The following is a 23663-nucleotide window of genomic DNA, read 5'->3' as shown; positions in this document are numbered from 1 at the left end:
CCCAAAAGCCGACACGGTACGAGTCTATAAGCCGGGTTCTGTCGCCGGGCCTTACGGTCCGGCGTCTTATCATTTATCTGGGATGATCGTCACCGATCACCTCGTTCGACCTACCCGCGCTGACGTCCGAATTACTTCGGAACGGAGACGAGCCGCCCCGCATTCAGCGCTTATTTGGTCTTTCAGCCCCTAAGGTTTATCCTGCCCCGCCAGTCGCCTGGCAAGCGGTAGTCTCTTACACTACCATTTCACCCTTACTCGGATTGCTCAGAGCGGTTTATTTTCTGTGACACTGGCTGTCAGATAACCGTCGCCCGTTATCTGCCTTCCCGTTAGGAAGTAGGGTGCCCTACGCTGCCCGGACTTTCCTCACCAGGTTAACCTGGCGCGATAAGACGACTCGTACCGCTTCGGCTCAGGACAAAGATACGTAGTTTATCAGCAATAGTCGTTTATAAGCCTTCTACTTTCACATCAATCCGACCGCGTGCGTTCACAACAGCCAGTAACGCAGTTGGAGTTAAGTAAACCTGATCAGGCCTGATTTCGTCGATATGGCCGTTAATCACGACACCTTTGGCTAACTGGTTATTTTTGAGTCGCTCCTGTAGCAGCTTTTGCATGTCGGCGATCTGAGAACCGACCGGAATGGTGAGCTGCTTTTCCAGCGTTCGGGCAAAGGTTCCTTTCAATAACCAATTCGCCGATTTAGCCAGAACGTTTTTTGTATCCAGATCATACTGAAGATCTTTCAGCGAAATTGTCTGATCGTGGGCATCGTAGTACGGACGACCTTTCATGTAAATATCTCCGTTGATGGTCCCTTTGAGTCCAGCTTTGATAATCAGGTTTTCATTCTGACCATACATATCCATGCTGGTGATGGTAATGTTGTAGCGATTATCGCTGAACGAAAACGACTTTCCGACAAACTCCTCTGCAACCAGTTTAGCGGCTTCTTCATAACTGGCTTCGCTCAATAAGCCAATCTGAAAATCGTCCTTCACATGCGGAACCACCGTTAAGTCGGGCAACGATACGGCCGGACGCACATCGGGTTTTGCCCCAGTCGTTGTCAATGTAAAGCCTTCAATACCAATGGTTGCACGGATAACCCGGTTCTCGAAACGTAGTGGCGTGATCAAGATTCGTTTGGGCACCACTTGTAGATACGTTCGGTATTTTTCGGAAAGAAGATACGGTTCACGCAACGTATTCCAGGCTTTCAGCACAGGGGTTCGTAAGTCTATATTCCGGTGAATCTGCTGGTCGAGAGATTTGGTAATCGTACCCAGATTTTTGTCGATTAATCGTCCAACGATGTTCGTAATCGGAATATTTACGCCAATAACGCTTACCGTCGGACGACGTACCCAGCCGTAGCCATCCGCCTGCGTTTGGGTATGAACCGACCAGTCGCGCTCAAGATCAAACTTTGTTTTGAACCGTAAATCAATTTCGAATTCCGTTTCCCTGTATTGCGTAAATCCCAGTACCGATACGCCCGCCTTGGCCCAGATACGTAACGGAACAATAAAATGAAACAGGCTGTCCTGTGCATTGACGATAATTGTGCCCCGCTTCCAGACTTTCACCATGAACTGATCGTGGTTATTATCGTCCAGGCTATTATCCTCATAAATAAGTCCATTAACCTGCCCATTGATTTGCCGTTCGACATCGGCCATGGCGATTGAAACCGGTACGTGAACAGTAGACAAAAAACGCTCGTTACGGACTTCCATTTCGGTGGTGTTATAGGCTTCTTTCGGGGCTTTCGGATTCAGGCGGCTACCGGATGGTTGACAAGATAGAATAAAAAAGCTAAGACACAGAGATACACAAAGACGCCTGGATATACCCAGAGATTTCTTGGTGTATGTCCGTGTCATCTCTGCGTATCGTTGTGGCAAAAAACTATTACTTAATCGTAACCTTCGTGGCACCATAGCCAAACTTCTGTTTCTGAGCGTCTTCAAAGAATTTAACGTTTGGATGCTTGCCTAAGCGTTTGTGCAATTCTGTTCGCAGGGAACCGCTCCCGACACCATGAATAAACGTAATGTCGCTCATACCACTGGCAATGGCGTTTTCCAGCGCTTTCTCGAACGTATCGAGTTGAAGTTTCAGCAAATCAGCCGGGCCACGTCCCTCCTGCCCTTTGGGCAACAACGCTTCCGTATGTAAATCGACAACCGACGACGGACGTTCCACCGAAACCGCGCTCGTATCTGATTTAGGTTTGAGCATTTCGGCTTTCAGGTCCTCCGGCCGAATCGTTGTTGGCTTAGGCTGGTTGGGTCGGGCAGGGGCTGGATCTTGTTGTGAAAGCTCCTGATTTTCGGCATCCAGCTGCGTTAGAAACCCAGGTTGCAGCAAAACCGGCACCGTTGTTTTATTCTTGAAGAACGTAGCAGCCCGGGCTTTAAAACGCTTCACTAATGGAGCCCGTAACGACGCTTTTCCGGCCCGAAACCATAATCCCTGTACAACAAACGTTGGCCATTCTTCGAATTTAGCGTGGGTATAGAGATCGTTCATTTTCTGCTGCGATTTGGCTTTCAGAACGCCACTATGCAGACCTCGAAACTGCACTCCTCCCCCAACGGCCGCCGATTCTTCACCCAATACGTAAGGAACTTCCCAGTCGGTATTGTTAATTAAATGGAGGGTATATTCACGGTCGTTGACAGGTACGAACGCCAGATAGACGCCCTGATTCGACAGAATTGCTGGTGCCGATGGTGTCACCGTTTTCTGGGGAGCATAGGTACTGGTTTTCAGCAATCGTTCAGCTTCCAGCGGTGAGACCAGCACCAGTTCTGAACGGACAACCGGTATTCGAAAGCCATCTTCAATCTCAATTTCAATCATACCGTCGGGCAGAAACCGCGACACAACTCCCTGCTCTTTCGCCCGCAATAGCCGGACTTTATCACCAATATTCATACAAATCAATCGTTATGGTTCACCAATTCAGTTAGCCGATAGTCACTATTTACTTCGATCTAACCCCGTCGGTTATTCCTCGTCAAAAGTATAACGGATATAAGCAAAAAACCCTCCCTTTAGATTTAAAATCATTTACCTAATCGTTTGGCAAGTAAAAGCTCATCCCATAAATGAGTACATTTGCCGGATTCAGACTGCTGTGTTTTTATGGCTATTTCCGTAAACGAGAAACTTGATCTTGCCCACAATTTCGTCCTCCATACGAACCGGAATATTTTTTTAACCGGGAAAGCCGGAACCGGAAAAACAACTTTTCTTCATCAGATCAAGCAACTTAGCGCCAAGCGGCTTGCGGTTGTCGCCCCAACGGGCGTAGCAGCTATTAATGCGGGTGGGGTAACGATTCATTCACTATTTCAGCTTCCATTTGGCCCATTAGTACCGGGGTCGACCCAGCGCGAGGGCCGAAAATTCAATCGTGATAAAATCAATCTGCTACGTACCCTCGATCTGCTGGTTATCGACGAAATCAGTATGGTACGAGCCGACGTACTGGATGGCATCGATGAAATTCTTCGCCGGTATCGTTCCAGTTCACAGCCGTTTGGAGGTGTTCAGTTGTTACTCATCGGCGATATGCAGCAACTGCCTCCGGTCATTAAAGATGACGAATGGGAATTGCTCAGACCGTATTACGAAACCGGCTATTTTTTCGGTAGTCGGGCGTTGCGTCAGACTCCGTACGTATCGATTGAGCTAACGCACATATACCGGCAATCCGACGAACGATTCATTAGTCTGCTAAACAGCATCCGTGAAAAAACAGTCACGTCAGCGCAACTGGCGGATTTGAATCAACGCTACGTTCCTGATTTCGCTCCCGACGATACGGAAGGCTATATTACACTCTCGACGCACAATACAACGGCTCAGCAAATCAACAGTACCAAGCTTAAGAATCTTAAAACGAAACTGCACACCTTCGAAGCCACTGTTGAAGGCGATTTTCCAACCCACGCTTATCCGACTGAAGTTAGTCTTGATCTGAAAGTTGGGGCGCAGGTGATGTTCGTTAAGAATGATATTTCCCGTGATAAACTCTATTACAACGGCAAAATCGGGCGGATAACTGATATGGACGATGATGTCATCTACGTAACGAGTCAGCAGGAGGACGAAGAAATTGCTGTGTACCCAGCGGCCTGGACAAACGTTCGCTACAGCATCGACCCGACGACAAAAGAAATTAAGAGCGAAGCTGTTGGCACCTTCACGCAGTTTCCGTTGAAACTCGCCTGGGCCATTACGATTCATAAAAGTCAGGGTCTTACGTTCGAGAAGGCTATTATCGACGCGTCGGCCGCTTTCGCACACGGACAGGTATACGTAGCACTCAGTCGCTGTAAAACCCTCGATGGACTGGTACTACGTGCCCCTATTCCGTCGCGTAGTATCAAAACGGAATCGGAAATAGAGGATTTCCATGAACAGGTTCAGCAGCAGACACCAACCGAAGAGCATCTGCACGACGCCAAACGAACGAATCAACAAAGTCTACTTCAGGAGTTGTTTTCGTTCGAACGAGCGAACTCCTTACTCTATCGCTGCCGCCGAATTGTTAACGAACATGGCAGCAGTCTGGACGCCGAATGCAGCACCATCATTACGCAACTGACGGAACTGCTACGGACAAAAGTTCGTGACATTACCGAGCGTTTTCAGCAGCAACTTCCGGCTTACTTTACCAGCGAGGAGCTTCCCGAACGCAACAAATTGTTACAGGAGCGAATCCAGAAAGCGGCTACGTATTTCCAGACAGTGCTCGGTAACGAGTTGCTTTTGTTACTACGCCAATGCCCAACCGATTGTGACAATAAACAAGTGCGCGAAGCGATTCAGGAAGCCACAGACGAACTAGAGAAAGAGCTGTTCAGTAAACTACGCAGTTTTGAGAGCTGTCGGGATGGCTTCGACGCCCTGGCTTACCTACAGGCCCGTAACCGCGCCGAGCTGGACTTCCAGCCAAATCGAAAGAAAACCGAACGCCCGGCAAGCGCTGATGATACAGGAAAAGGGGGCTTATATGGTGCGTTGGTGAAGTGGCGAAACGACATGGCTGGCGAACACGATACGTCGGGCTATATGGTACTTCCCCAGAAAACTATCGTAGAGTTGGCCCGCCTTCGTCCGACAACCAAAGACGAGCTTCTCGCTATCAAAGGATTTGGCAAAACTAAAGTAAAACAGATCGGTAACGACGTATTAGCTGTCATTCGCGATTATACCGAGCGAACCGCACGTTCAGCTTCGCCTAAAGAAAAGAAGCCGAAGGCCACCAAAGGCGATTCCGATGCTGCTACGTTAACCCTTTTCCGCTCCGGCAAAACCATTACTGAAATTTCCACCGAACGCGGGTTAGCCATTTCGACAATTGAAGGGCATCTTGCCAGGAGTATAGCGGCTGGTCAACTGGCAATCGAGGATGTGTTACCAGTAGACAAATTAGCAGCCATTCAAGCGTATATGGAAACGTATCGTCCCACGACTATGGGAGAAGTAATGCAGGGCTTAGGCAGCAGCGTAACGTACAGCGAAGTTCGGTTCGTATACAATGCAATTCGAGCAGAGAAGGACGTAGCGGGGGAGTAAATACCTGATGAGAATTTAGTGTATTTAGCTTCTGATTAAGCAGCGTAGCGTTTATTTGTCAGCCTCTACCAAACGTTTAAACAGCTCAACAAACTGGCTGAAATAAGGATTCTTCTTACTTAAAATACCGAATAAGAGCGTAAACCGGTCACCGTCGGGAAGGGGGCATCCATTTTGAACAGATCAACGGCGATGTTCTTATAATACCAGCTCGTGAATTTTCGAAAGCGGACTTCCTGTCGGCCGTCGGAGCTATCGCAGATATAAATGATTACGTGTTCCTTTGAACGAAAAAAGTCGTAGAAAATAGCGCGGATAGTGGGTTCTGTAAGCCGGTCAGCGGGAATACGTTTACCGTTCGGATTATCGGCTACAGCAATGACCATTTCATAGGCATCGACATGATGGTCTACGTAATCGACAAACAGGTAAGCCGATGGAACGAACTTAATTTCATATCGGACTCTATCGTACGTTGAAAAAGAATAAGAATTCTGTTGTCCACCAGCAAACTCGTATTTATTTACTGGCGCGTCTTTCGGCATTTTTTTTCTCTAATCGCTCAAATACAGCCCGATACTCAGGATCGTTCTGGTATCGTTCCCGCGCTTCCCGTTGCACCTGTGCTTTTACGTCAACAAGCTTGCGAATTTTTTCGCGGGCTGTCATGGGTTGGGGTGGCGTTTTCATGATAGTCATTAGGTTTTAGACGAACATACCAAATTTAAGTCTCTGCTTACAGGCAGAAAACATCTGTTTTGGATGAAATAGTTTAACGAGTTTTGAAACACCCAATTAACGCTTAGTATCCCCCATAAAACTTTCGCAGCCCCCACTCGACTGAGGCTAAGATCAGCACGACGAAGAACAACCATCTCCAGTTGATTAGCTCATTCATCTCTTCGGTGCTGGTCAGGCGAGCTGGATGGGGGCGACTTGTCAGGTTTTGGACCAGGCTGTTGATGCGACTGGCCGTATAATACTGTCCGCCGGTTTGCTGAGCGAGTTGCCGAAGCATACCATGGTCAGCGGTTGTATTCAGTGCTTCGAGCTGTAAATCGCGGACAACAAACTGCCCGGATGATTGCTCCGAACGGTTATTTACAGTCACGCTTGCCTTAAACCGATATGCTCCTTCGGGCAAGCGGCTAATTTCAAAACGACTATTGGCTGCTGTGGGTGTGTAGCTAAACGAACGAATCAATCCTTTTTCGTCACTTATTTCGAGCCGAACGGGTTTATCAAACAGTCGCTCATAAATATCATTATACAGCTCTGTCTCAAAAATAACCTTCTCCCCCGACACAAACTCGTTACGTATCGGGTAAACTCGGAGTTTACGTCGATCTTCTTTGACCGAAATCAGTTGAATAACTTTTTGAATCAACTCATCGACCACATCCTGCTTGTCGGTTAACGCATATTCTTCGAGTCGCCAGGCCCAAAGTCCTTCACCAGCCAGCACGGCCGTTTTACGCGACCGGGAGGCCGTACCGCTCGCTACGTTCAATGCCAGCAATGGCTTAGCCGTGCGAACACTACCAACCTGTTGCCATAAAACCACCTCAGTGCCAGGCTGTAATCTGAATTCCCCGTACGGCACTGACATCGGCGGGAATTTCGACAGGATTTCAAGTCGTGCCGGATCAAAATTGAGTTGCTTGAATTCAGAGTTAAAATTGCCCGTTACTTTATCGCTCTGGTTTGCCTGAGCCGCTACCTGCATCACTGCATTCGACGTATTGAATGGACCCAGGGCCGATTGATTCCCCAACACAAACAGCACGGGTGTATTCTTGGCCAGATATCTCTGGACCAGTGCATTCCCCACGCCACCATTATCGGGAATCTGATGCAGAATAATCAAGTCGTAGGTCTTGTCGGCGGGTGGGGTGGCTTCGGCAGGAGTTCCTGTCAAAATCCGAATATCGAGCTCGTAATTCTGGTTCTTTTCCAGAATATTCCGGATTGCCTTCACGTCCGGATGGGGAGCCAGCGCCAGCATCAGGATTTTCTCTTTACCGTCAATCACATCCAGATACACATCCTGACGGTTATTACGCGTGCTGAACTCACCCGGTTGCGGTACTATTTCAACAACGTAGTGCTGAACACCCTTCTGCGTAGCTGTTGTCTGGAAAGTCAGCTGATTGAACGTATCATTTTTACCAAAATTAACCGACTGACGCCCCAGTTCTTTTCCGTTCTGCCGTAGAACTACGGTCGCGCTACGTCCCTGGAAGCCACTGCTAATGATTTCAGCCTGAACCGGAAACTGGTTGCCGAGGTAAGCAATCCGGTTGGCAATAATGCCTTTGAGTTGAATGTCTTTTTTCGGAATCGTGTCACCTAGTCCAACGGTCTGTACAGCAAATGGATACTGCCCAAACGTAGGCGACAAACCCTGATTGAATATTCCATCCGAGATCAGCACTACGTCGCTTAGGTTACGCCCTTCGTAGTCCGAGCGGATGCCCGACAACAGTCCCGACAAATCCGTCGAGCGTCGGGTGAAAGGGATCTGCGTCAGATCATTGTCGGTAACGCTATCACCCAGCGAACGAACCGAAACGTCTAAACCCTTGTCGATCAGTTGTTGGCGAAGCGTTTGTAAGGCCGTTAGCGTCTGGTTGAGGGCAGGACGACCCGCTGCGGCCACGGATTCAGAATTATCAATGGCCAGAACCACTTTAGGCTTTTCGGTCAGTGTCCGTAAACTACGAATCAGGGGGTTCAATAAAAGAAAACATAAGAAACTGACCACCACAAAGCGAAGAGCAGCCAATCCGTACGTTGTTCGTTTATCGAAGCCTCCAACCATTGCCCCCCCTGTCAGGCGAGGTAACGGCTGATACATAGCAAAGGCATACACTGCCCCAACGAGCAGGCACACTAAAATCCACCAGGGCGAGGATTGAAAAATAACGTCAGAGCGCACGTTGTCAATGATGAATGATGAGTGATGAATGATCCGTTGATGCAGCTATTTTCCATTCACAACTCATCATTCATCATTTATAATTAAGTTAACATTCCCCCATCTACTTGTAACACTTGGCCAGTGATGTAACGGGAGAGGTCGGAAGCTAAGAAAACCGCGCAATCAGCAACCTCATCAGGTTGCCCTCCGCGCTTCATCGGAATCTGTTGCTTCCACTCATCAAGTGCCTTTTCATTTATTTCGCCGGTCATTTCAGTTTCAATAAAGCCCGGTGCAATGGCGTTGGACCGGATACTTCGTGACCCTACTTCCAATGCAACCGACTTGGTAAAACCAATGATACCAGCCTTTGAGGCTGCATAGTTGGCCTGACCTGCGTTACCCCGAATTCCGACAACCGACGTCAGGTTAATGATCGACCCCGCTTTGGCTTTCATCATTGGTTTGATGGCCGCTTTCGTGAGATTGAACACCGACTTTAAATTAACGTTTATAACGGTATCCCATTGTTCTTCCGACATGCGCATTAACAAACCATCTTTGGTAATTCCTGCATTATTGATGAGAATATCAAGTTTGCCAAAGTCGGCCAGTACCTGCGTAACCAATTCGTCGGCAGCCTGGTGATTAGAAGCATCGGAGCGATAGCCTTTTACCTGCCCACCGAATGCCCGAAGTTCTTCCTCCAAAGCCTGTCCTTTTTCGACACTTGATAAATACGTAAAGGCAACGGCGGCCCCTTCCTGGGCAAACTTCTGGGCCATGGCTCGCCCTATTCCGCGCGATGCGCCTGTAATCAAAGCAACTTTTCCTGTCAGTAAACTCATTTTTAATGGATAATGTAAAACGACTAATGTATAATGAACGTAATGAAGCATAATTACTCATTGTACCGAATTCACTGTACATTAAATGTTGTCAAAAATAGCATTTTAGGGGCAAATGGCAAGAAAATTCCTTATAGATGAAGAACGCAGCAACCGGTAATGTTTTCGGTCAGACGGATAGAGACGAACGTATTTCCGTTTGCTCAATGGCGTTTAAATTCGGACAAGGCCCCGGTCGTAGAGTTTGTTTGCTATTGCCAGTAGAGCCCTGTTTATTTGTCGTAAAATTGTCCTATCACCCTTAATCTCAGTTTGCCGAACGACTAGCAACGTAATGCCCACGAATGCTATCCTTCGACACGACTGACCTGACCCCATCATGCTACGTATCCTGCTTTCTATACTCCTGGTGATATTGACTTTGTCTACATCAGCCAGCTTTGCTCAAAAGATCCACGCGCATAACGATTACGAGAAACCTCGTCCTTTCGCGGATGCGTATGAACAACGTGCTGACTTCATTGAGGCCGATGTTTGGCTGCAGGACGGTAAACTGGTTGTGTCACATGAGAAACCAAAGGCTAACGCCCCCACGCTTGATTCATTGTATCTAAAGCCCATCGTTAAATTATTCCAGCAATATAAAGACAAGCCAAGTTCTGATCGGGACTATACCTTCGGTTTGGTGATTGATGTAAAAGATAGCCCAGCGGACGTACTGCCGAAATTGCTGACATTGCTACAGGAAAACCTGCCTTATTTCAACCGAGCTGCCAATACAAAAGCCGTGCAGGTCATTATCAGCGGTAACCGGCCTAAAGTTGATACGTTCCTCGATTATCCGCTGCTTCAATTCGATGGGCGTCCCAGCGAAGTATATGATCAGGAAACACTTCAGCGCGTAGCGCTTATCAGCGACAATTTTCGTTCGTATTCGCAATGGGATGGCACAAGCGAGCTATCGGATTTGGACCGCGATAAGCTGAAACGCGTTATCAAACGTGCTCACAGCGACAGCAAACCCATCCGTTTCTGGGCTATTCCTGATAATCCAACGGGCTGGAAACAGCTCAAAAAGTTGGGAATCGATGTAATCAATACCGACAAAGTAGCGGAGTGCGTTCAGGCAATGCGATAAGCCTTTAAACGGTCACGAACAGCCCAAACTAGTGAATTCAGGGCTTTTTTCCAGCAAATTTAAGTAACTGGCATACGATCGGTTCTTTACAGAATTGCATACCTTAGTCTCAATCCCGCGATTCGAACCGGAACTCTATGAAAACAGTCTCTCTCTTCATTTGCCCAAACAAACACTTAACTTTTTCTAAAGTATCATTCTTTTCTGGTGTATCCGCTCTGTTTTTTTTGCTGGTATTCGCTCCGGTAACTGTAGCCCAACAATCCTCAACTCGCCGGGCTGACGTTATTGTTTACGGTGGTAACTCGTCAGCGGTAATTGCGGCCGTTCAGGTGAAAAAGATGGGGAAATCCGTTATCATCGTTTCGCCCGATACGCATTTGGGTGGCTTATCAGCAGGCGGATTGGGCTTTACCGATACAGGTAATAAAGAAGTGATCGGTGGGCTTTCGCGCGAGTTCTACCAGCGACTGTATCGGCATTACCAGACAAAAGAGGCCTGGAAATGGCAAAAGCAGGAAGAGTATGGTAACAAAGGGCAAGGCACTCCAGCTATCGACGGCACGAACCGAACGATGTGGATTTTTGAACCGCATGCCGCTGAGCAGGTTTTCGAAGATTTCGTCGGTGATTATAAATTGACAATTTACCGAAATGAATGGCTCGACCGATCGGCGAAAGGTATTCAGAAACAGTCGGGAAGTATCCGTTCGTTTCGTACGCTGAGCGGTCAGGTATACGAGGGCAAAATGTTCATAGACGCTACGTATGAAGGTGATCTGATGGCAGCCGCGGGTGTTAAGTATCATGTCGGACGCGAAGCCAACAGTGTGTATAACGAAAAATGGAACGGCGTACAGGCGGGCGTTTTCCAGCACGGGCATTATTTCAAAACGAACATTAGTCCTTACAAAACTCCAGGTGATCCTAAAAGCGGTTTGTTGCCTGAGGTATCAACCACTAAGCTCGGGGAAAATGGGACGGGTGATAATAAAATACAGGCGTATTGCTTCCGTATGTGCCTGAGCAATCACCCCGATAACCGTGTTGCATTCCCTAAACCTGACGGTTATGACCCGGCCCGTTACGAACTTCTGGCACGAGTCTTTGCGAGCGGTTGGCGCGAAACATTTGATAAATACGACGCAATTCCGAACCGGAAAACCGACACGAATAATCACGGCCCTTTCAGCACCGATTATCTTGGTAAAAACTACGATTACCCCGACGCTACGTACCAACGGCGCAAGCAGATCATTAAAGAGCACGAGTTATATCAGAAAGGTCTGATGTATTTCCTGGCGAACGATTCACGCGTTCCGGCGGACGTTCACGAGCAAATGCAGCAATGGGGGCTGGCCAAAGATGAGTTCACTGACAATGGGCACTGGCCACACCAGCTTTACATCCGTGAGGCCCGGCGCATGCTGGGTATGTTCGTTATGAAAGAAGCGGATGCCCTCGGCAAAACGACTGTTCCGCAGCCCATTGGCATGGGTTCGTATGCGCTGGACGCGCATAACGCGCAACGGTACGTGAAAGCGGATGGATTTGTACAGAACGAAGGCGACATTGGTGTCCATCCCGACAAACCCTACTCGATTGCATACGGATCAATTCTGCCCAAAGAAAATGAGTGTAATAACTTGCTGGTGCCCGTCTGCTTATCGAGTTCACACATCGCCTATGGCTCAATCCGCATGGAACCCGTCTTTATGATCCTAGGGCAATCGGCCGCAACAGCCGCCGTTCTGTCGATTGACAACAAGGTTTCACCCCAACGGCTGCCTTACCAAAAATTGAGCACAGTGCTACTGGCCGATAAACAGCGACTGACCTTGTGATTCTTTGTTTATCAGGCAGTAAACCCAGCTAGTGTCGGGCTTATAAAAAAGTCAGCCATTACGTATCATTCTTGGCAACGTATCGACATCATTTCCGTATTCATTGACTAACCTAATTCTTTGCGTATAAGATGGATATTCCACAAATCAAAAAAGCGCCGATCACCTATGACGTAGCCATTGTTGGTTCTGGCGCGGGGGGCGGGATGGCTGCTTATATGTTAGCCAAAGCGGGCGCCAAAGTCGTTCTGCTCGAAGCCGGCGGGTATTATGACCCTGCTGATCCAAAGTATATTACCCAATTAAAATGGCCTTGGGAATCTCCCCGGCGCGGAGCCAGCACGGCCGCACGTTCGGGTGGTGATTTCGATGCCGCCTGGGGTGGTTGGGATATCGAAGGGGAGCCGTATTCGTCTAAGCCCGGTACTGAATTTGATTGGTTTCGATCACGAATGTTGGGCGGACGTACCAACCACTGGGGACGAATCTCCATGCGTTTCGGTCCTGACGATTTCCGACGCCGTTCATTAAGCGGTGTTGGCGACGACTGGCCTATCACTTATGACGATATGAAACCTTTCTACGACCGTGTAGATCGGCTCATCGGCGTTTTTGGGTCTGTAGAGAACTTCCCGAATGAACCAGATGGTATTTTTCTGCCTCCGCCGAAGCCTCGTTTGCATGAACTTATGATTCGGAAAGGGGCACGTAGCATCGGGATTCCCGTTATTCCATCCCGGCTAAGTATTTTAACGAAGCCGATCAATAACGAACGGGGCTCCTGTTTTTATTGTCACCAGTGTAATCGGGGTTGTCAGGCTTATGCCGACTTTTCAGCATCGTCGGTACTCTGTATTCCGGCCGTTAAAACAGGCAATGTAACGCTGATCAACGGAGCGATGGCCCGCGAAGTCACGACCGATCCGCAAACAGGCTTGGCTACGGGCGTAAGCTACGTAGATACCCGTACGTTGCAGGAAATTACAGTTCGTGCGAAGGCCGTCATGGTTGCAGCCAGTACGTGTGAATCAGCCCGTCTGCTGCTCAACTCAAAATCAGCTCGTTTTCCGAATGGACTCGCCAATGCCAGTGGGGTTATCGGCAAATACCTGAACGACTCAACCGGAGCCAGCCGATCAGGATTCGTTCCAGCGTTAATGGATCGTAAGCGGTACAATGAAGATGGTGTCGGTGGGATGCACGTTTTCACGCCCTGGTGGCTGGATAACAAAAAATTAGATTTCCCGCGTGGTTACCACATCGAATACGGTGGCGGAATGGGAATGCCCGGCTATGGTTATGGCGGAGGCATTGAAGCACTGAACGGTACGATTCCGGGCCGTGATGGTACGAAGAAACCCGGTGGCGGCTACGGTGCGAGTCTGAAAGATGATTATCGACGGTTCTATGGGGCTTACATCAGTATGTCTGGTCGGGGCGAACCGGTGCCACTCGAAAGCAATTACTGCGAGATCGATCCGGACAAGGTAGATAAATACGGTATTCCGGTGCTACGTTTCCATTACAAATGGTCGGACTACGAGGTGAAACAGGCTAAGCACATGCAGGACACCTTCGAAGAAATTATTCATGCCATGGGTGGCATCCCGCTTGGTTCTAAACCTGGTCCTGACACGGCTCATGGGTACGGTTTAGCGGCCCCCGGTCGAATTATTCATGAAGTTGGTACCGTTCGGATGGGAAATGACCCACGCACGTCGGCCCTAAATAAATATCAGCAGGCCCATGATGTAAAAAACCTGTTCGTGGTCGATGCAGCTCCGTTCGTCTCTCAGGGTGATAAAAACGTTACCTGGACCATTCTGGCGGCTTCTATGCGAACATCAGAATACCTGATCGATCAGGTGAAGCAGAAAAGTATTTAATCTGTTTTTATAGTTAGAATCACTCGTTGAAAAGGTCGTAAAGGTAAGCTTACCTTTACGACCTTTTCATTTTGCCCATTATCCAGTCCGTTCATGAAAACCATCAACTATTACATCGTAGACGTTTTTGCCAATGCGAAATATGAAGGAAATCAACTGGCTGTTTTTCTGGATTTAGACAATCGCCTTTCAGACGAGAAAATGCAACGTATTGCCCGGGAAATAAACTTTGCTGAAACAACCTTTATCAAAGCGAATAAAAACAACCAGCGATTTGTGGTTCAAATATTTACCCCAGAACATGAGGTACCTTTTGCGGGTCATCCTTCACTTGGTACGAGCTACGTAATCTCTAAATTCCTTCTGCCTCAGGCTCCAGAAAACTTAACACTTGAACTTACCCATAGCGACATAACTATTTCGATTTTAGATCCCCAGAACATCGATGAAAGCCTGTTCTACATGCGGCAGACACAACCAGAAATTCGCGAAACGTTCGACAAAAAAGAAGTAGCAGAATCACTAGGTACTAATCCTGATGATCTTGACGCTACGTTACCCATTCAGGAAATTAGCACGGGGCTACCCTATATAATCATTCCACTCAATAGCTTAGACGCTATTAACAGGGTTGAGCTTTCGTATCAACCCTTCAAAAACTTTCTGATTTCAAAGAATAAGTACCGCACCAATAGCCCAACCGGTCATTCGACGTCGCTCTTTTTCTTTACCAGAGAGACGTACGATCGTGCGAATGATTACAATGCCCGAATGATCTTGATCGAAAACAACAAAGTAGTGGAAGATGCCGCTACAGGCAGTGCTAATGGCTGTTTGTTAGCTTATCTGCTAAACTACGATCAGCCGATAATTAAAGCTGTAGTTGAACAGGGTTTTCAGATAAACAGAAAATCGTACATCTATCTGGATGGTGAGTTAACGAATAATCATTACGTACTAAATGTCGGCGGCAGAACTCAACTGATCGCAGAAGGAACCTGGCATTTGTGAATCCAAACCTGTCTACCAAAAAAGCCGCCCAACATTAAAGTCAGGCGGCTTTCTACTAAGAAAATTATGATTATTTATTCGATTACTTCTTCCTGTTTTTTGACAGTTATAGTCAGGGTTTCACCCTCGCCACTGTAGTCGGCCAGAATTACATCACCTTCTTTCAATTCTCCCTTCAGAATTTCTTCAGCAACGGGATCTTCGAGGTAACGCTGGATGGCGCGACTCAACGGACGAGCGCCATACTGCGGATCATACCCTTTCTCAGACAGGAAGTCTTTTGCTTTCTCCGTTAGCTCAACCGTATAACCAAGGTTCGTAACACGACCGAGCAGTTTACCCAACATCAGGTCAATGATTTTGTGAATGTCTTCACGTTGTAGTGAGTTAAACACAATCACATCGTCCAGACGGTTCAGGAATTCCGGCGAGAAGGCTTTACGAAGCGCACTCTGAATCGTGCTCTTCATTAACTCATCCTGTGTTTCAGCCGACTTCCGCGTCGAGAAACCGATACCCGCTCCGAAATCTTTCAGATCACGAACCCCGATGTTCGAAGTCATGATGATGATCGTGTTGCGGAAATCGACCCGACGACCAAGGCCATCCGTCAGGATACCATCGTCAAGCACTTGCAGCAGGATGTTGAACACATCCGGGTGCGCTTTTTCGATTTCGTCAAGTAATACAACGCTATATGGCTTCCGGCGAATTTTCTCGGTCAACTGACCACCTTCTTCGTAACCAACGTAGCCCGGAGGGGCGCCAACCAGACGGCTAACGCTGAATTTCTCCATGTATTCCGACATATCGATACGTACCAGCGCATCATCTTTATCGAACAGATACGTAGCGAGTACTTTAGCTAATTCGGTTTTTCCGACGCCCGTTGGGCCAAGGAAAATAAACGAACCAATCGGTTTTTTCGGATCTTTCAGACCAACGCGCGTCCGTTGAATGGCTTTCACCAACTTGTCAATGGCCGACTGCTGACCAATAACCCGGCCTTTCAGTTCTTCGCCCATGTTGACCAGTTTCTTGCCTTCGTCGTTCGATACACTCGTGACCGGAATACCCGTCATCATGGCTACGACTTCAGCAACGCTTTCTTCGTTCACTGTATAGCGACGTTTCTTGGTATCTTCCTCCCACGCCTGTTTAGCGCGATCGAGCTGATCGATCAGACGTTTTTCCTTATCGCGAAGTTGAGCAGCTTCTTCGTACTTCTGGCTCTTAACAACCTGATTTTTCTCCTTCTTGATGTTCTCGATCTGCTCTTCAAGCTTCAGAATATCTTCAGGAACCGTGATGTTCGAGATGTGTACGCGAGCCCCCACTTCATCCATTACGTCGATGGCTTTATCGGGCAGAAACCGGTCAGAAATATAACGCTCTGACAATTTCACGGCAGCCTCAATCGCTTCTTTCGTGTAATTAACGTGGTGGTGATCCTCGTATTTATCCTTGATGTTATTCAGGATTTCGATGGTTTCGTCGATCGACGTAGCGTCTACCATAACCATCTGGAAACGACGGGCCAGAGCGCCATCTTTCTCGATGTACTGACGGTATTCGTCCAGCGTTGTGGCACCGATGCATTGAATGTCGCCCCGAGCCAGTGCTGGTTTGAACATGTTCGATGCGTCAAGCGATCCAGAAGCGCCACCTGCACCCACTATGGTATGAAGCTCATCAATGAACAGAATCACCTCAGGCGATTTTTCCAGTTCATTCATTACGGCTTTCATGCGCTCTTCAAACTGGCCCCGGTATTTTGTACCAGCCACGAGCGACGCAAGGTCGAGGGTAACCACACGTTTGCCGAACAACACCCGCGATACTTTCTTCTGAACAATACGTAGCGCCAGTCCTTCAGCAATCGCTGTTTTACCAACGCCCGGCTCACCAATCAGAATCGGGTTGTTTTTCTTCCGGCGGCTCAGGATCTGAGCAACGCGTTCAATTTCTTTTTCACGACCGACGATGGGGTCGAGTTTGCCAACTTCAGCGAGTTTAGTTAGATCGCGACCGAAATTATCCAGTACAGGTGTTCTGGACTTCTCGGTGCCTTTGGGATCTTTGCCTGAACTGGAGCTACTGCCACCAAACATCCCACGGTCATTGTCGTCGTCGTCGGTTTCAGGGCCCATCACCGGACGGCTTCCTGAAGATTGGTATTCCAACATCTCCTTAATGACTTCGTAATTAACATTAAACTTATTGAGAATCTGCGTGGCGACATTGTCTTCATCACGCAGAATCGATAGTAGAAGGTGTTCCGTGCCAATCAGCGGACTTTTGAAAATCTTAGCCTCCAGATACGTGATCTTCAGCGTCTTCTCCGACTGACGGGTCAGTGGAATATTGGCTAAGTTCTTCACGTTGTTGGTGGCTGTTCCTTTCGTAGCCTGTTCAATCGTAACCCGGAGTTCGTCGAGCGAAATGCCAAGTTTTTTCAGCAATCCGACGGCCACACCCTCTCCCTCACGAATCATACCGAGCAGCAGATGCTCTGTGCCGATATAATCGTGTCCTAAGCGCAAGGCTTCTTCCCGACTCAGCGTGATAACTTCCTTAACGCGATTTGAGAATTTTGCTTCCATTCGTTTTAGGGTCTCCTTAGGTAAGCTTCTTACTGGCCTAACGAAGAGTTTAAAGGATTTGTTCACTCCCGAAGGCCAGCCTTCAACACGTCCGTAGCGGCCGGTCCCTGGCAGAACAACAGGTCTATTACACTTAGATTTGGTACAAACTTCTGGCCAAAATTTTGCGAATAGGCAACCGGCTGATGGAATACATACGATTCTGATCCATTTCGCGGATTTACCTTCGACCGGGCGTCAAATAGACCGATTGGTGCGGTTTTATCATACCAATCTGTCAGGTCTAAGGCTATGCGTACCTGCATTAATTTCAGACAAATTGTCAGCAGTTCATAATTCAAATCAAACAAATACGTCCAGTTTTTACGGTAGACCCATTCAAAGTCAGGAGCGTAGTATTCAAAAAATGGTGCCTTTCCGTAAGCAGCCTGTAAACATCGCCAATGGTGAAGTTGCCAGTGCTGACCGTTATCGATCCGAAGATCACGGATTGGCAAGTGATGGGTTCCCTTTTGTACCGGTACCGTAAGAACATCCACTTTGTTTGCCGTCAGAACGTAGCAACGATTTCTGTAACTTTGCTTCTGGTAATGCTCATGAGCCTCTAGTCGAACATCTCCGAACTGCATCATACCTGATAGATAATCTAAACAAGGCAGATAATGTAGCTCAATGAGTAAGCGCGTCGGATGAGACTCGGCCGGATTTGGCGTTAGCTGGTACTTTTCCAATAAAACAAACGTATCCGTTTACAAATAAAGCAAAAAAACAATACCGACAACGAATTTTGTAAATTTTTAATTTTAAGACTAAACAATGGTTTTCTTCCTAGTTGGTCTACGCTCAACAAATGACATTTTTTCGCTTTTTATCGCGTTTACCGCTTAGTATATTATATGGTATTTCCAATGTCCTGTATTTCCTGCTACTCTATGTAATCCGTTATCGTCGGCAAGTAATTGATGAAAATCTTCGGCTATCATTCCCAGAGAAGTCACTCGCTGAGCGTCATCGCATTACGAGAAATTTTTATCGAAATCTGGCCGATTTATTTGTTGAGATCATCAAACTGCCCGCCCTGTCTCCTGAGGAAATACAGAAACGGGTCAGGTTTGTAAATCTGGACTTGATTCGGTCTAACATTCAGGCTGGCCAGACGATTATTGGCATGACCTCTCACCAGGGTAACTGGGAATGGCTTCCAGGATCTTTAGTACTTAATGGAGTACCTGTCGACAGTATTTATAAACCACTAACCAATGAATTTTTCGACAGATTGATGCGCGACGTTCGGTCCAGTTTCGGTGCTATACCAACGGCCATGAATACGCTACCTCGCCAGATGGTAGCACGCAAAGACATTCCAAGAATGATTGGCTTGATGTCTGACCAGGTTCCTGATGTGCCGGAACAAGCTTACTGGACGGATTTTCTGCACCGCGATTCACCGTTTTATCCAGGCGCCGAACGACTGGCACGCAGTCGAAATTTTCCCGTGTTTTATTTAGACACGGTACGGGTGCGCCGGGGCTATTATGAGATTACGATCCGCACCGTTGCCGAACCTCCCTATACTGATTTGCCGCTGGGTACAATTATGGAACGTTATCGCGACATGATCGAAACCACGATACGCAACAACCCGTCTGACTGGCTCTGGTCGCACAAGCGATGGAAACACTGGCGTGGCAAATACCCAAAAGTCGGTGCGAAACTGGAGTAATATGCCACACCCATTTAAACCCAGCGCAAAGTTTCTGAGTAAATACACAGGGGTTTAACTCAGCGTACTATCGTCGTAATTACAACGTATCCCGGCGGGCTTTTTCGGCTTTTGAAGAATCCCGTTTGGCTTTTAGCTTATCGGCTTCTGTGACAATCGCATTTTCGGCTTTATCTAATCCTTTATTTACCGTCTCCCCTACTTTCTGAGCTCCCCTCCCAACAGCTTCATTGGCGACTTTCGCTTTTTGCTTAATCACCTGACCTGTTTCGTTCAGATCTTCTTTCACGCGAGCTTTTCGTTCAGCCCATTCTTGCTGACGTTTTTCCTTCGTCTTTGTGGTTGTACTGTCCTGCCCATAAACAGCAGTTGTTAGTACTGTAATAAATGCAAATACGCTTAATAACGTGGTCTTCATGCTGTTTTTAAATTGATTAACAGGTTGTAATACCCGTTGTTGCTATTGCCCCAAACGTATGGGTTGTTCGTCTAGTAGTACGCTTATTGAACGACAGACTGTTTTTTTTGTTTTTCCTGATCGTATGCCCCGGCAATCTATTCAACACGATAATGCGTTAACTAAAGATAATACAGCCAAAATTCTGAATACATAACGTGAAGTTAACGGCTACGTTCTCCCATGAGCACTATATCGTATTACAGGCTATACAGGCTAGAGGATTAAGATCGGGCACGCGAACACTTTCCATCTACGCTACGTTGTTCCCATAGCCAACAGGAAACCGGGAAACTGCTTTTTCCGTACCTTTGTCTGGTCAAACGGCCTTACGCCGATACTCGTATGTTCGATTCGCTGCTTACTCCTCCTCAGTCAGTTAAGCAAACTGATTCCTCTATTCTCTATACACCATCGTTAACTGAATACATTCGCCGAAAAACCATCACGGTCAATATTGGCGACGTACCGATGGGTTCAGATTATCCGATTCGGGTGCAGTCGATGACCACGGTGGATACGATGGACACGCTTGGTTCCGTGGAGCAAAGTATACGGATGATCGAGGCCGGATGCGAGTATGTGCGCATTACGGCACCGAGCGTGAAAGAAGCCCAGAATCTGGAAAACATCCGCAAAGAACTTCGGGCGCGTGGTTACACGACACCGTTGGTAGCCGATATTCACTTTACACCCAACGCAGCTGAATTAGCCGCCCGGGTAGTGGAGAAAGTACGGATCAACCCCGGCAACTACGCCGACCGCAAACGTTTTGAATTCATTGATTATACCGATGCAGCCTATGCTTCTGAACTGGAGCGGATTCGGGCGAAATTTTTGCCGCTGGTACGCATCTGTAAAGAATACGGTACGGCTATGCGCATCGGAACCAACCATGGCTCTCTCTCTGACCGGATTCTGAGTCGGTACGGCGATACGCCGGTGGGTATGGTCGAGTCGGCGCTGGAATTCTTACGGATCTGCGAGGACGAGAATTATTACAACATTACGTTGTCGATGAAGTCGAGTAATCCACAAGTAATGGTACAGGCGTATCGGTTACTGGTACAACGCTTGGATGAGGAGGGACTAAAGCCTTATCCGCTGCACCTGGGCGTAACAGAAGCGGGCGAAGCCGAAGACGGACGTATCAAATCGGCGCTGGGCATCGGTACGTTGCTCGAAGATGGCATTGGCGATACCGTTCGTGTGTCACTTACCGAAGAGCCCGAACGCGAAGCGCCGGTTGCCCAGGCTCTTATTAACCGATATACCCACCGGGCATCAGAAAGTATAGCGATTCCGGCAATCACTACGTATCCCATCAATCCATTTCAGTACACCCGCCGGTCAACCCATGAAGTCGCCAATTTCGGGGGACAGAACGTACCGCGCGTCATTGCTGATTTTAGTCAGGTACCCGTTCAGGAACATGATAACCTAAAGCCAATCGGTCATTTTTATTTGCCAGAGCCCGACAAATGGCGCATGAACGACCTGGGTGCTGATTACGTCTACACAGGTTCGCATCCAGCACAATTTATGTTACCGAATGGCTTAAAACAGATTCTGGATTATACAGTCTGGCAATCTAGTTCCGATCAGACTAATACGTTCCCGATACTCAGTGCCGGTGCTTATTTGACAGCTCAATCGGTCCCAGAGCTGTTGCATAGCCGCCTAAATTTTGTGCAACTGTCGCTGTCAGAATTATCAGCTGAATTAGTGGCCGCACTACGTATCGACACAACGGTTGTGTTGATCATTCAGACTAACAATGCTCATGCCATGCCTGAGCTGCGTCGGTTATTTGTTGAATTGATCAATCAGGAAATTCGTACGCCCGTTGTCATACAACGTAATTACTCAGACGTACTGGATGAGAACGTACCACTTTATGCGGCAACTGATGTAGGTGGTTTATTGATTGACGGCCTGGGTGATGGCATTATGCTATCCAACTCGACGCCACAGGCTGGACAGCTCAAAGCGCTCAACAGCCTATCCTTCGGGATTTTGCAGGCGGCCCGTACCCGGATCACCAAAACGGAATACATTTCCTGTCCGTCCTGTGGTCGGACGCTGTTCGATTTACAGGAAACAACGGCGCATATCCGGCAACGTACCGACCATCTTAAAGGCGTTAAAATCGGAATTATGGGCTGTATCGTCAACGGGCCCGGTGAAATGGCTGATGCGGATTACGGATACGTAGGCATTGGTCGCGACAAGATTGCGCTTTACCGGGGTCAGCAAGTGATTAAAAAATCGGTCCCGGCCGACCGTGCTGTCGATGAGTTAATCGAGCTTATCCGTGAAGATAACCGCTGGATTGAGCCGACGTTGGAGCATGCGTAATTAGTTGTGAATAATAGCGAAAAGCCGTAATGTTTTGGCTCCCCTATTTGTTAGGTAAATAAGCAGATTATCTACTGCTGGCTTTATCCGGTTTTCATCATACATCAATTTTCTCGTGAACAGATTCATTGATTATTTCAAAATTGGCCCTGTTTTTTCTTATTTCTTTCGGGTATTTCGTAAACCTGATCCCAATCACCCAACCAGTGTAAATCTTCGAATGATGCATGGAATCAATCGGATTTCGATTGTCATGTTTTTATTTGCGATCATTGTGTATACTGTTCGTCACTGTGTCCGATGAATACCGAATCGTTACGTGAGTATTGCATTGCCAAACCGGGGGTCACGGAATCGTTTCCATTCGGGGGAGATGCGTTGGTGTTTAAAGTTGGAGGAAAAATGTTTGCCTTATTGGCTACAGAAAGCCAGCCAACCACTATTAATCTTAAGTGCGATCCCGAACGAGCCGTGCAATTGCGGGACGAGCACAGCGCTGTTGCGCCAGGCTATCACATGAATAAGACGCATTGGAATACCATCACGGTTGATGGTCGTGTGCGCACAGCTGACCTTCAGGAATGGATCGACCATTCATACGAGTTGGTCAAAAAAAGCTTGCCTAAGGCTGTGCAGGCACAACTAAACTGAGTTACTTGCTTGCCTTAGTAGGTATAAAAAAAGTAAATTCGCAGGATTAAGAAAAACCAGACAGAGATATGGAAGTTGTAGGGCTAGGTCTGCTGTTTACGCTTTATTTGACAATTCGCTATTTCCTGATGGACCACGATACGCTGGCCGACAAAGATCGGAAACGTTTTCGTACAGGCATCGAATTAGTCGATAACCGACGAATAGACGAGGCTTATTCCTTGTTCGACGAGGCTGTTCGACAACACCCTAAATCAGCAATCGCTTACGCCTACCGAGGTAAATGTCAACTCATTCAGGAAAATTACTATTCAGCCATATACGACCTAACCCAGGCCATCAATCTGGATAATACACTCGCTGACTGTTATTTAGATCGGGGGATTGCTTATTACAAAACAGACGAATTCCAACAGGCGTTCCGGGAGTTCGATAAAGCCGTCTGGCACTTCCGGGACGAAAAACCGGATGCGTATCGCTGGCGGGCTTTAGCCCGGATTCAATTTCGGCAGTTGCCCCAGGCAGAAAATGATCTTCGCCGGGCAGTATCACTAGGCGACGAAAACTCGTTTAATCTTCTTCGTCAGCCGCCGTTCACCCGGCCAGTCTACCAACGCGAATAA

19 protein-coding genes and 1 other RNA gene are annotated in these 23663 nt (G+C 47.7%); 10 read left to right on the top strand and 10 right to left on the bottom strand.

Features of this window, described 5'->3' with window-relative positions; translation table 11 throughout:
• Nucleotides 1-11 precede the first annotated feature (11 nt).
• The 3 genes from rnpB to IC230_RS21745 form a co-directional block, all read right to left on the bottom strand.
• An RNA gene (rnpB, locus tag IC230_RS21755) (RNase P RNA component class A) lies at nt 12-407 on the bottom strand.
• 45 nt (nt 408-452) lie between these two features.
• Entirely contained in the window at nt 453-1892 is a 1440-nt protein-coding gene (locus IC230_RS21750) for a DUF4403 family protein (protein ID WP_191041154.1), read from the bottom strand.
• Between the two features lie 28 nt (nt 1893-1920).
• Nucleotides 1921-2949, bottom strand: a complete 1029-nt coding sequence (locus IC230_RS21745; RefSeq protein ID WP_191041153.1) for a Smr/MutS family protein — start codon at nt 2947-2949, stop codon at nt 1921-1923.
• Between the two features lie 210 nt (nt 2950-3159).
• On the opposite strand from IC230_RS21745, the gene IC230_RS21740 reads away from it, so the two are divergent.
• On the top strand, nt 3160-5601 hold the full coding sequence (locus IC230_RS21740) for an HRDC domain-containing protein (RefSeq protein WP_191041152.1): 2442 nt from the start codon (nt 3160-3162) through the stop codon (nt 5599-5601).
• 119 nt (nt 5602-5720) lie between these two features.
• Here the strand turns inward: IC230_RS21740 and IC230_RS21735 are convergent, their stop codons facing one another.
• The 4 genes from IC230_RS21735 to fabG all read right to left on the bottom strand — a co-directional run bounded on the left by IC230_RS21735 (nt 5721) and on the right by fabG (nt 9369).
• Nucleotides 5721-6146, bottom strand: a complete 426-nt coding sequence (locus tag IC230_RS21735; RefSeq protein WP_191041151.1) for a DUF6169 family protein — start codon at nt 6144-6146, stop codon at nt 5721-5723.
• The gene (locus tag IC230_RS21730; protein WP_191041150.1) at nt 6121-6291 is read right to left on the bottom strand and encodes a hypothetical protein; all 171 of its coding nucleotides are present in this window, start codon (nt 6289-6291) and stop codon (nt 6121-6123) included. The genes IC230_RS21735 and IC230_RS21730 overlap by 26 nt, the downstream gene beginning before the upstream one ends.
• A gap of 112 nt (nt 6292-6403) precedes the next feature.
• Nucleotides 6404-8458 carry a VWA domain-containing protein gene (locus tag IC230_RS21725; RefSeq protein WP_223860772.1) on the bottom strand — a complete coding sequence of 685 codons (2055 nt, stop codon included), beginning with the start codon at nt 8456-8458 and terminating at the stop codon, nt 6404-6406.
• 164 nt (nt 8459-8622) lie between these two features.
• Entirely contained in the window at nt 8623-9369 is a 747-nt protein-coding gene (fabG, locus tag IC230_RS21720; RefSeq protein ID WP_191041149.1) for a 3-oxoacyl-[acyl-carrier-protein] reductase, read from the bottom strand.
• A 379-nt stretch (nt 9370-9748) separates the two neighbouring features.
• Here fabG and IC230_RS21715 point away from each other — a divergent pair, with 379 nt between their 5' ends.
• The 4 genes from IC230_RS21715 to IC230_RS21700 all read left to right on the top strand — a co-directional run bounded on the left by IC230_RS21715 (nt 9749) and on the right by IC230_RS21700 (nt 15248).
• Nucleotides 9749-10507: a PI-PLC domain-containing protein gene (locus tag IC230_RS21715; RefSeq protein WP_191041148.1), complete on the top strand. Its 759-nt coding sequence runs from the start codon at nt 9749-9751 to the stop codon at nt 10505-10507.
• Nucleotides 10508-10644: 137 nt separating this feature from the next.
• On the top strand, nt 10645-12351 hold the full coding sequence (locus IC230_RS21710; RefSeq protein ID WP_191041147.1) for an FAD-dependent oxidoreductase: 1707 nt from the start codon (nt 10645-10647) through the stop codon (nt 12349-12351).
• A 131-nt stretch (nt 12352-12482) separates the two neighbouring features.
• Nucleotides 12483-14237, top strand: coding sequence for a GMC oxidoreductase (locus IC230_RS21705; protein WP_191041146.1), 1755 nt, complete (start codon nt 12483-12485; stop codon nt 14235-14237).
• Nucleotides 14238-14330: 93 nt separating this feature from the next.
• Entirely contained in the window at nt 14331-15248 is a 918-nt protein-coding gene (locus IC230_RS21700) for a PhzF family phenazine biosynthesis protein (RefSeq protein WP_191041145.1), read from the top strand.
• Nucleotides 15249-15322: 74 nt separating this feature from the next.
• Here IC230_RS21700 and IC230_RS21695 read toward each other — a convergent pair whose 3' ends face one another.
• Together IC230_RS21695 and IC230_RS21690 are read right to left on the bottom strand one after the other, a co-directional pair.
• Complete coding sequence (locus tag IC230_RS21695) at nt 15323-17851, bottom strand: ATP-dependent Clp protease ATP-binding subunit (RefSeq protein WP_191041144.1); 2529 nt, start codon at nt 17849-17851, stop codon at nt 15323-15325.
• 62 nt (nt 17852-17913) lie between these two features.
• On the bottom strand, nt 17914-18582 hold the full coding sequence (locus IC230_RS21690) for a WbqC family protein (protein ID WP_191041143.1): 669 nt from the start codon (nt 18580-18582) through the stop codon (nt 17914-17916).
• A 119-nt stretch (nt 18583-18701) separates the two neighbouring features.
• Between IC230_RS21690 and IC230_RS21685 the strand changes: the two genes are divergently transcribed.
• Nucleotides 18702-19574 (top strand): lysophospholipid acyltransferase family protein, encoded by an 873-nt coding sequence (locus tag IC230_RS21685; RefSeq protein WP_191041142.1) that lies wholly within the window; start codon nt 18702-18704, stop codon nt 19572-19574.
• Between the two features lie 79 nt (nt 19575-19653).
• Here IC230_RS21685 and IC230_RS21680 read toward each other — a convergent pair whose 3' ends face one another.
• Nucleotides 19654-19992 (bottom strand): hypothetical protein, encoded by a 339-nt coding sequence (locus IC230_RS21680; protein ID WP_191041141.1) that lies wholly within the window; start codon nt 19990-19992, stop codon nt 19654-19656.
• Between the two features lie 384 nt (nt 19993-20376).
• Here IC230_RS21680 and ispG point away from each other — a divergent pair, with 384 nt between their 5' ends.
• From ispG to IC230_RS21665, 4 genes are all read left to right on the top strand, one after another.
• Nucleotides 20377-22389, top strand: coding sequence for a (E)-4-hydroxy-3-methylbut-2-enyl-diphosphate synthase (gene ispG, locus IC230_RS21675; RefSeq protein WP_191041140.1), 2013 nt, complete (start codon nt 20377-20379; stop codon nt 22387-22389).
• A 115-nt stretch (nt 22390-22504) separates the two neighbouring features.
• Nucleotides 22505-22693: a DUF6728 family protein gene (locus IC230_RS34090; protein ID WP_317171814.1), complete on the top strand. Its 189-nt coding sequence runs from the start codon at nt 22505-22507 to the stop codon at nt 22691-22693.
• Nucleotides 22690-23040 carry an MmcQ/YjbR family DNA-binding protein gene (locus tag IC230_RS21670; protein ID WP_191041139.1) on the top strand — a complete coding sequence of 117 codons (351 nt, stop codon included), beginning with the start codon at nt 22690-22692 and terminating at the stop codon, nt 23038-23040. Before IC230_RS34090 ends, IC230_RS21670 begins: the two co-directional genes overlap by 4 nt.
• 68 nt (nt 23041-23108) lie before the next feature.
• Nucleotides 23109-23663, top strand: a complete 555-nt coding sequence (locus IC230_RS21665; RefSeq protein ID WP_191041138.1) for a tetratricopeptide repeat protein — start codon at nt 23109-23111, stop codon at nt 23661-23663.

The organism is Spirosoma validum, assembly GCF_014699035.1.
GTDB lineage: Bacteria > Bacteroidota > Bacteroidia > Cytophagales > Spirosomataceae > Spirosoma > Spirosoma validum.
This window is presented reverse-complemented; position numbering and strand designations above follow the sequence as displayed.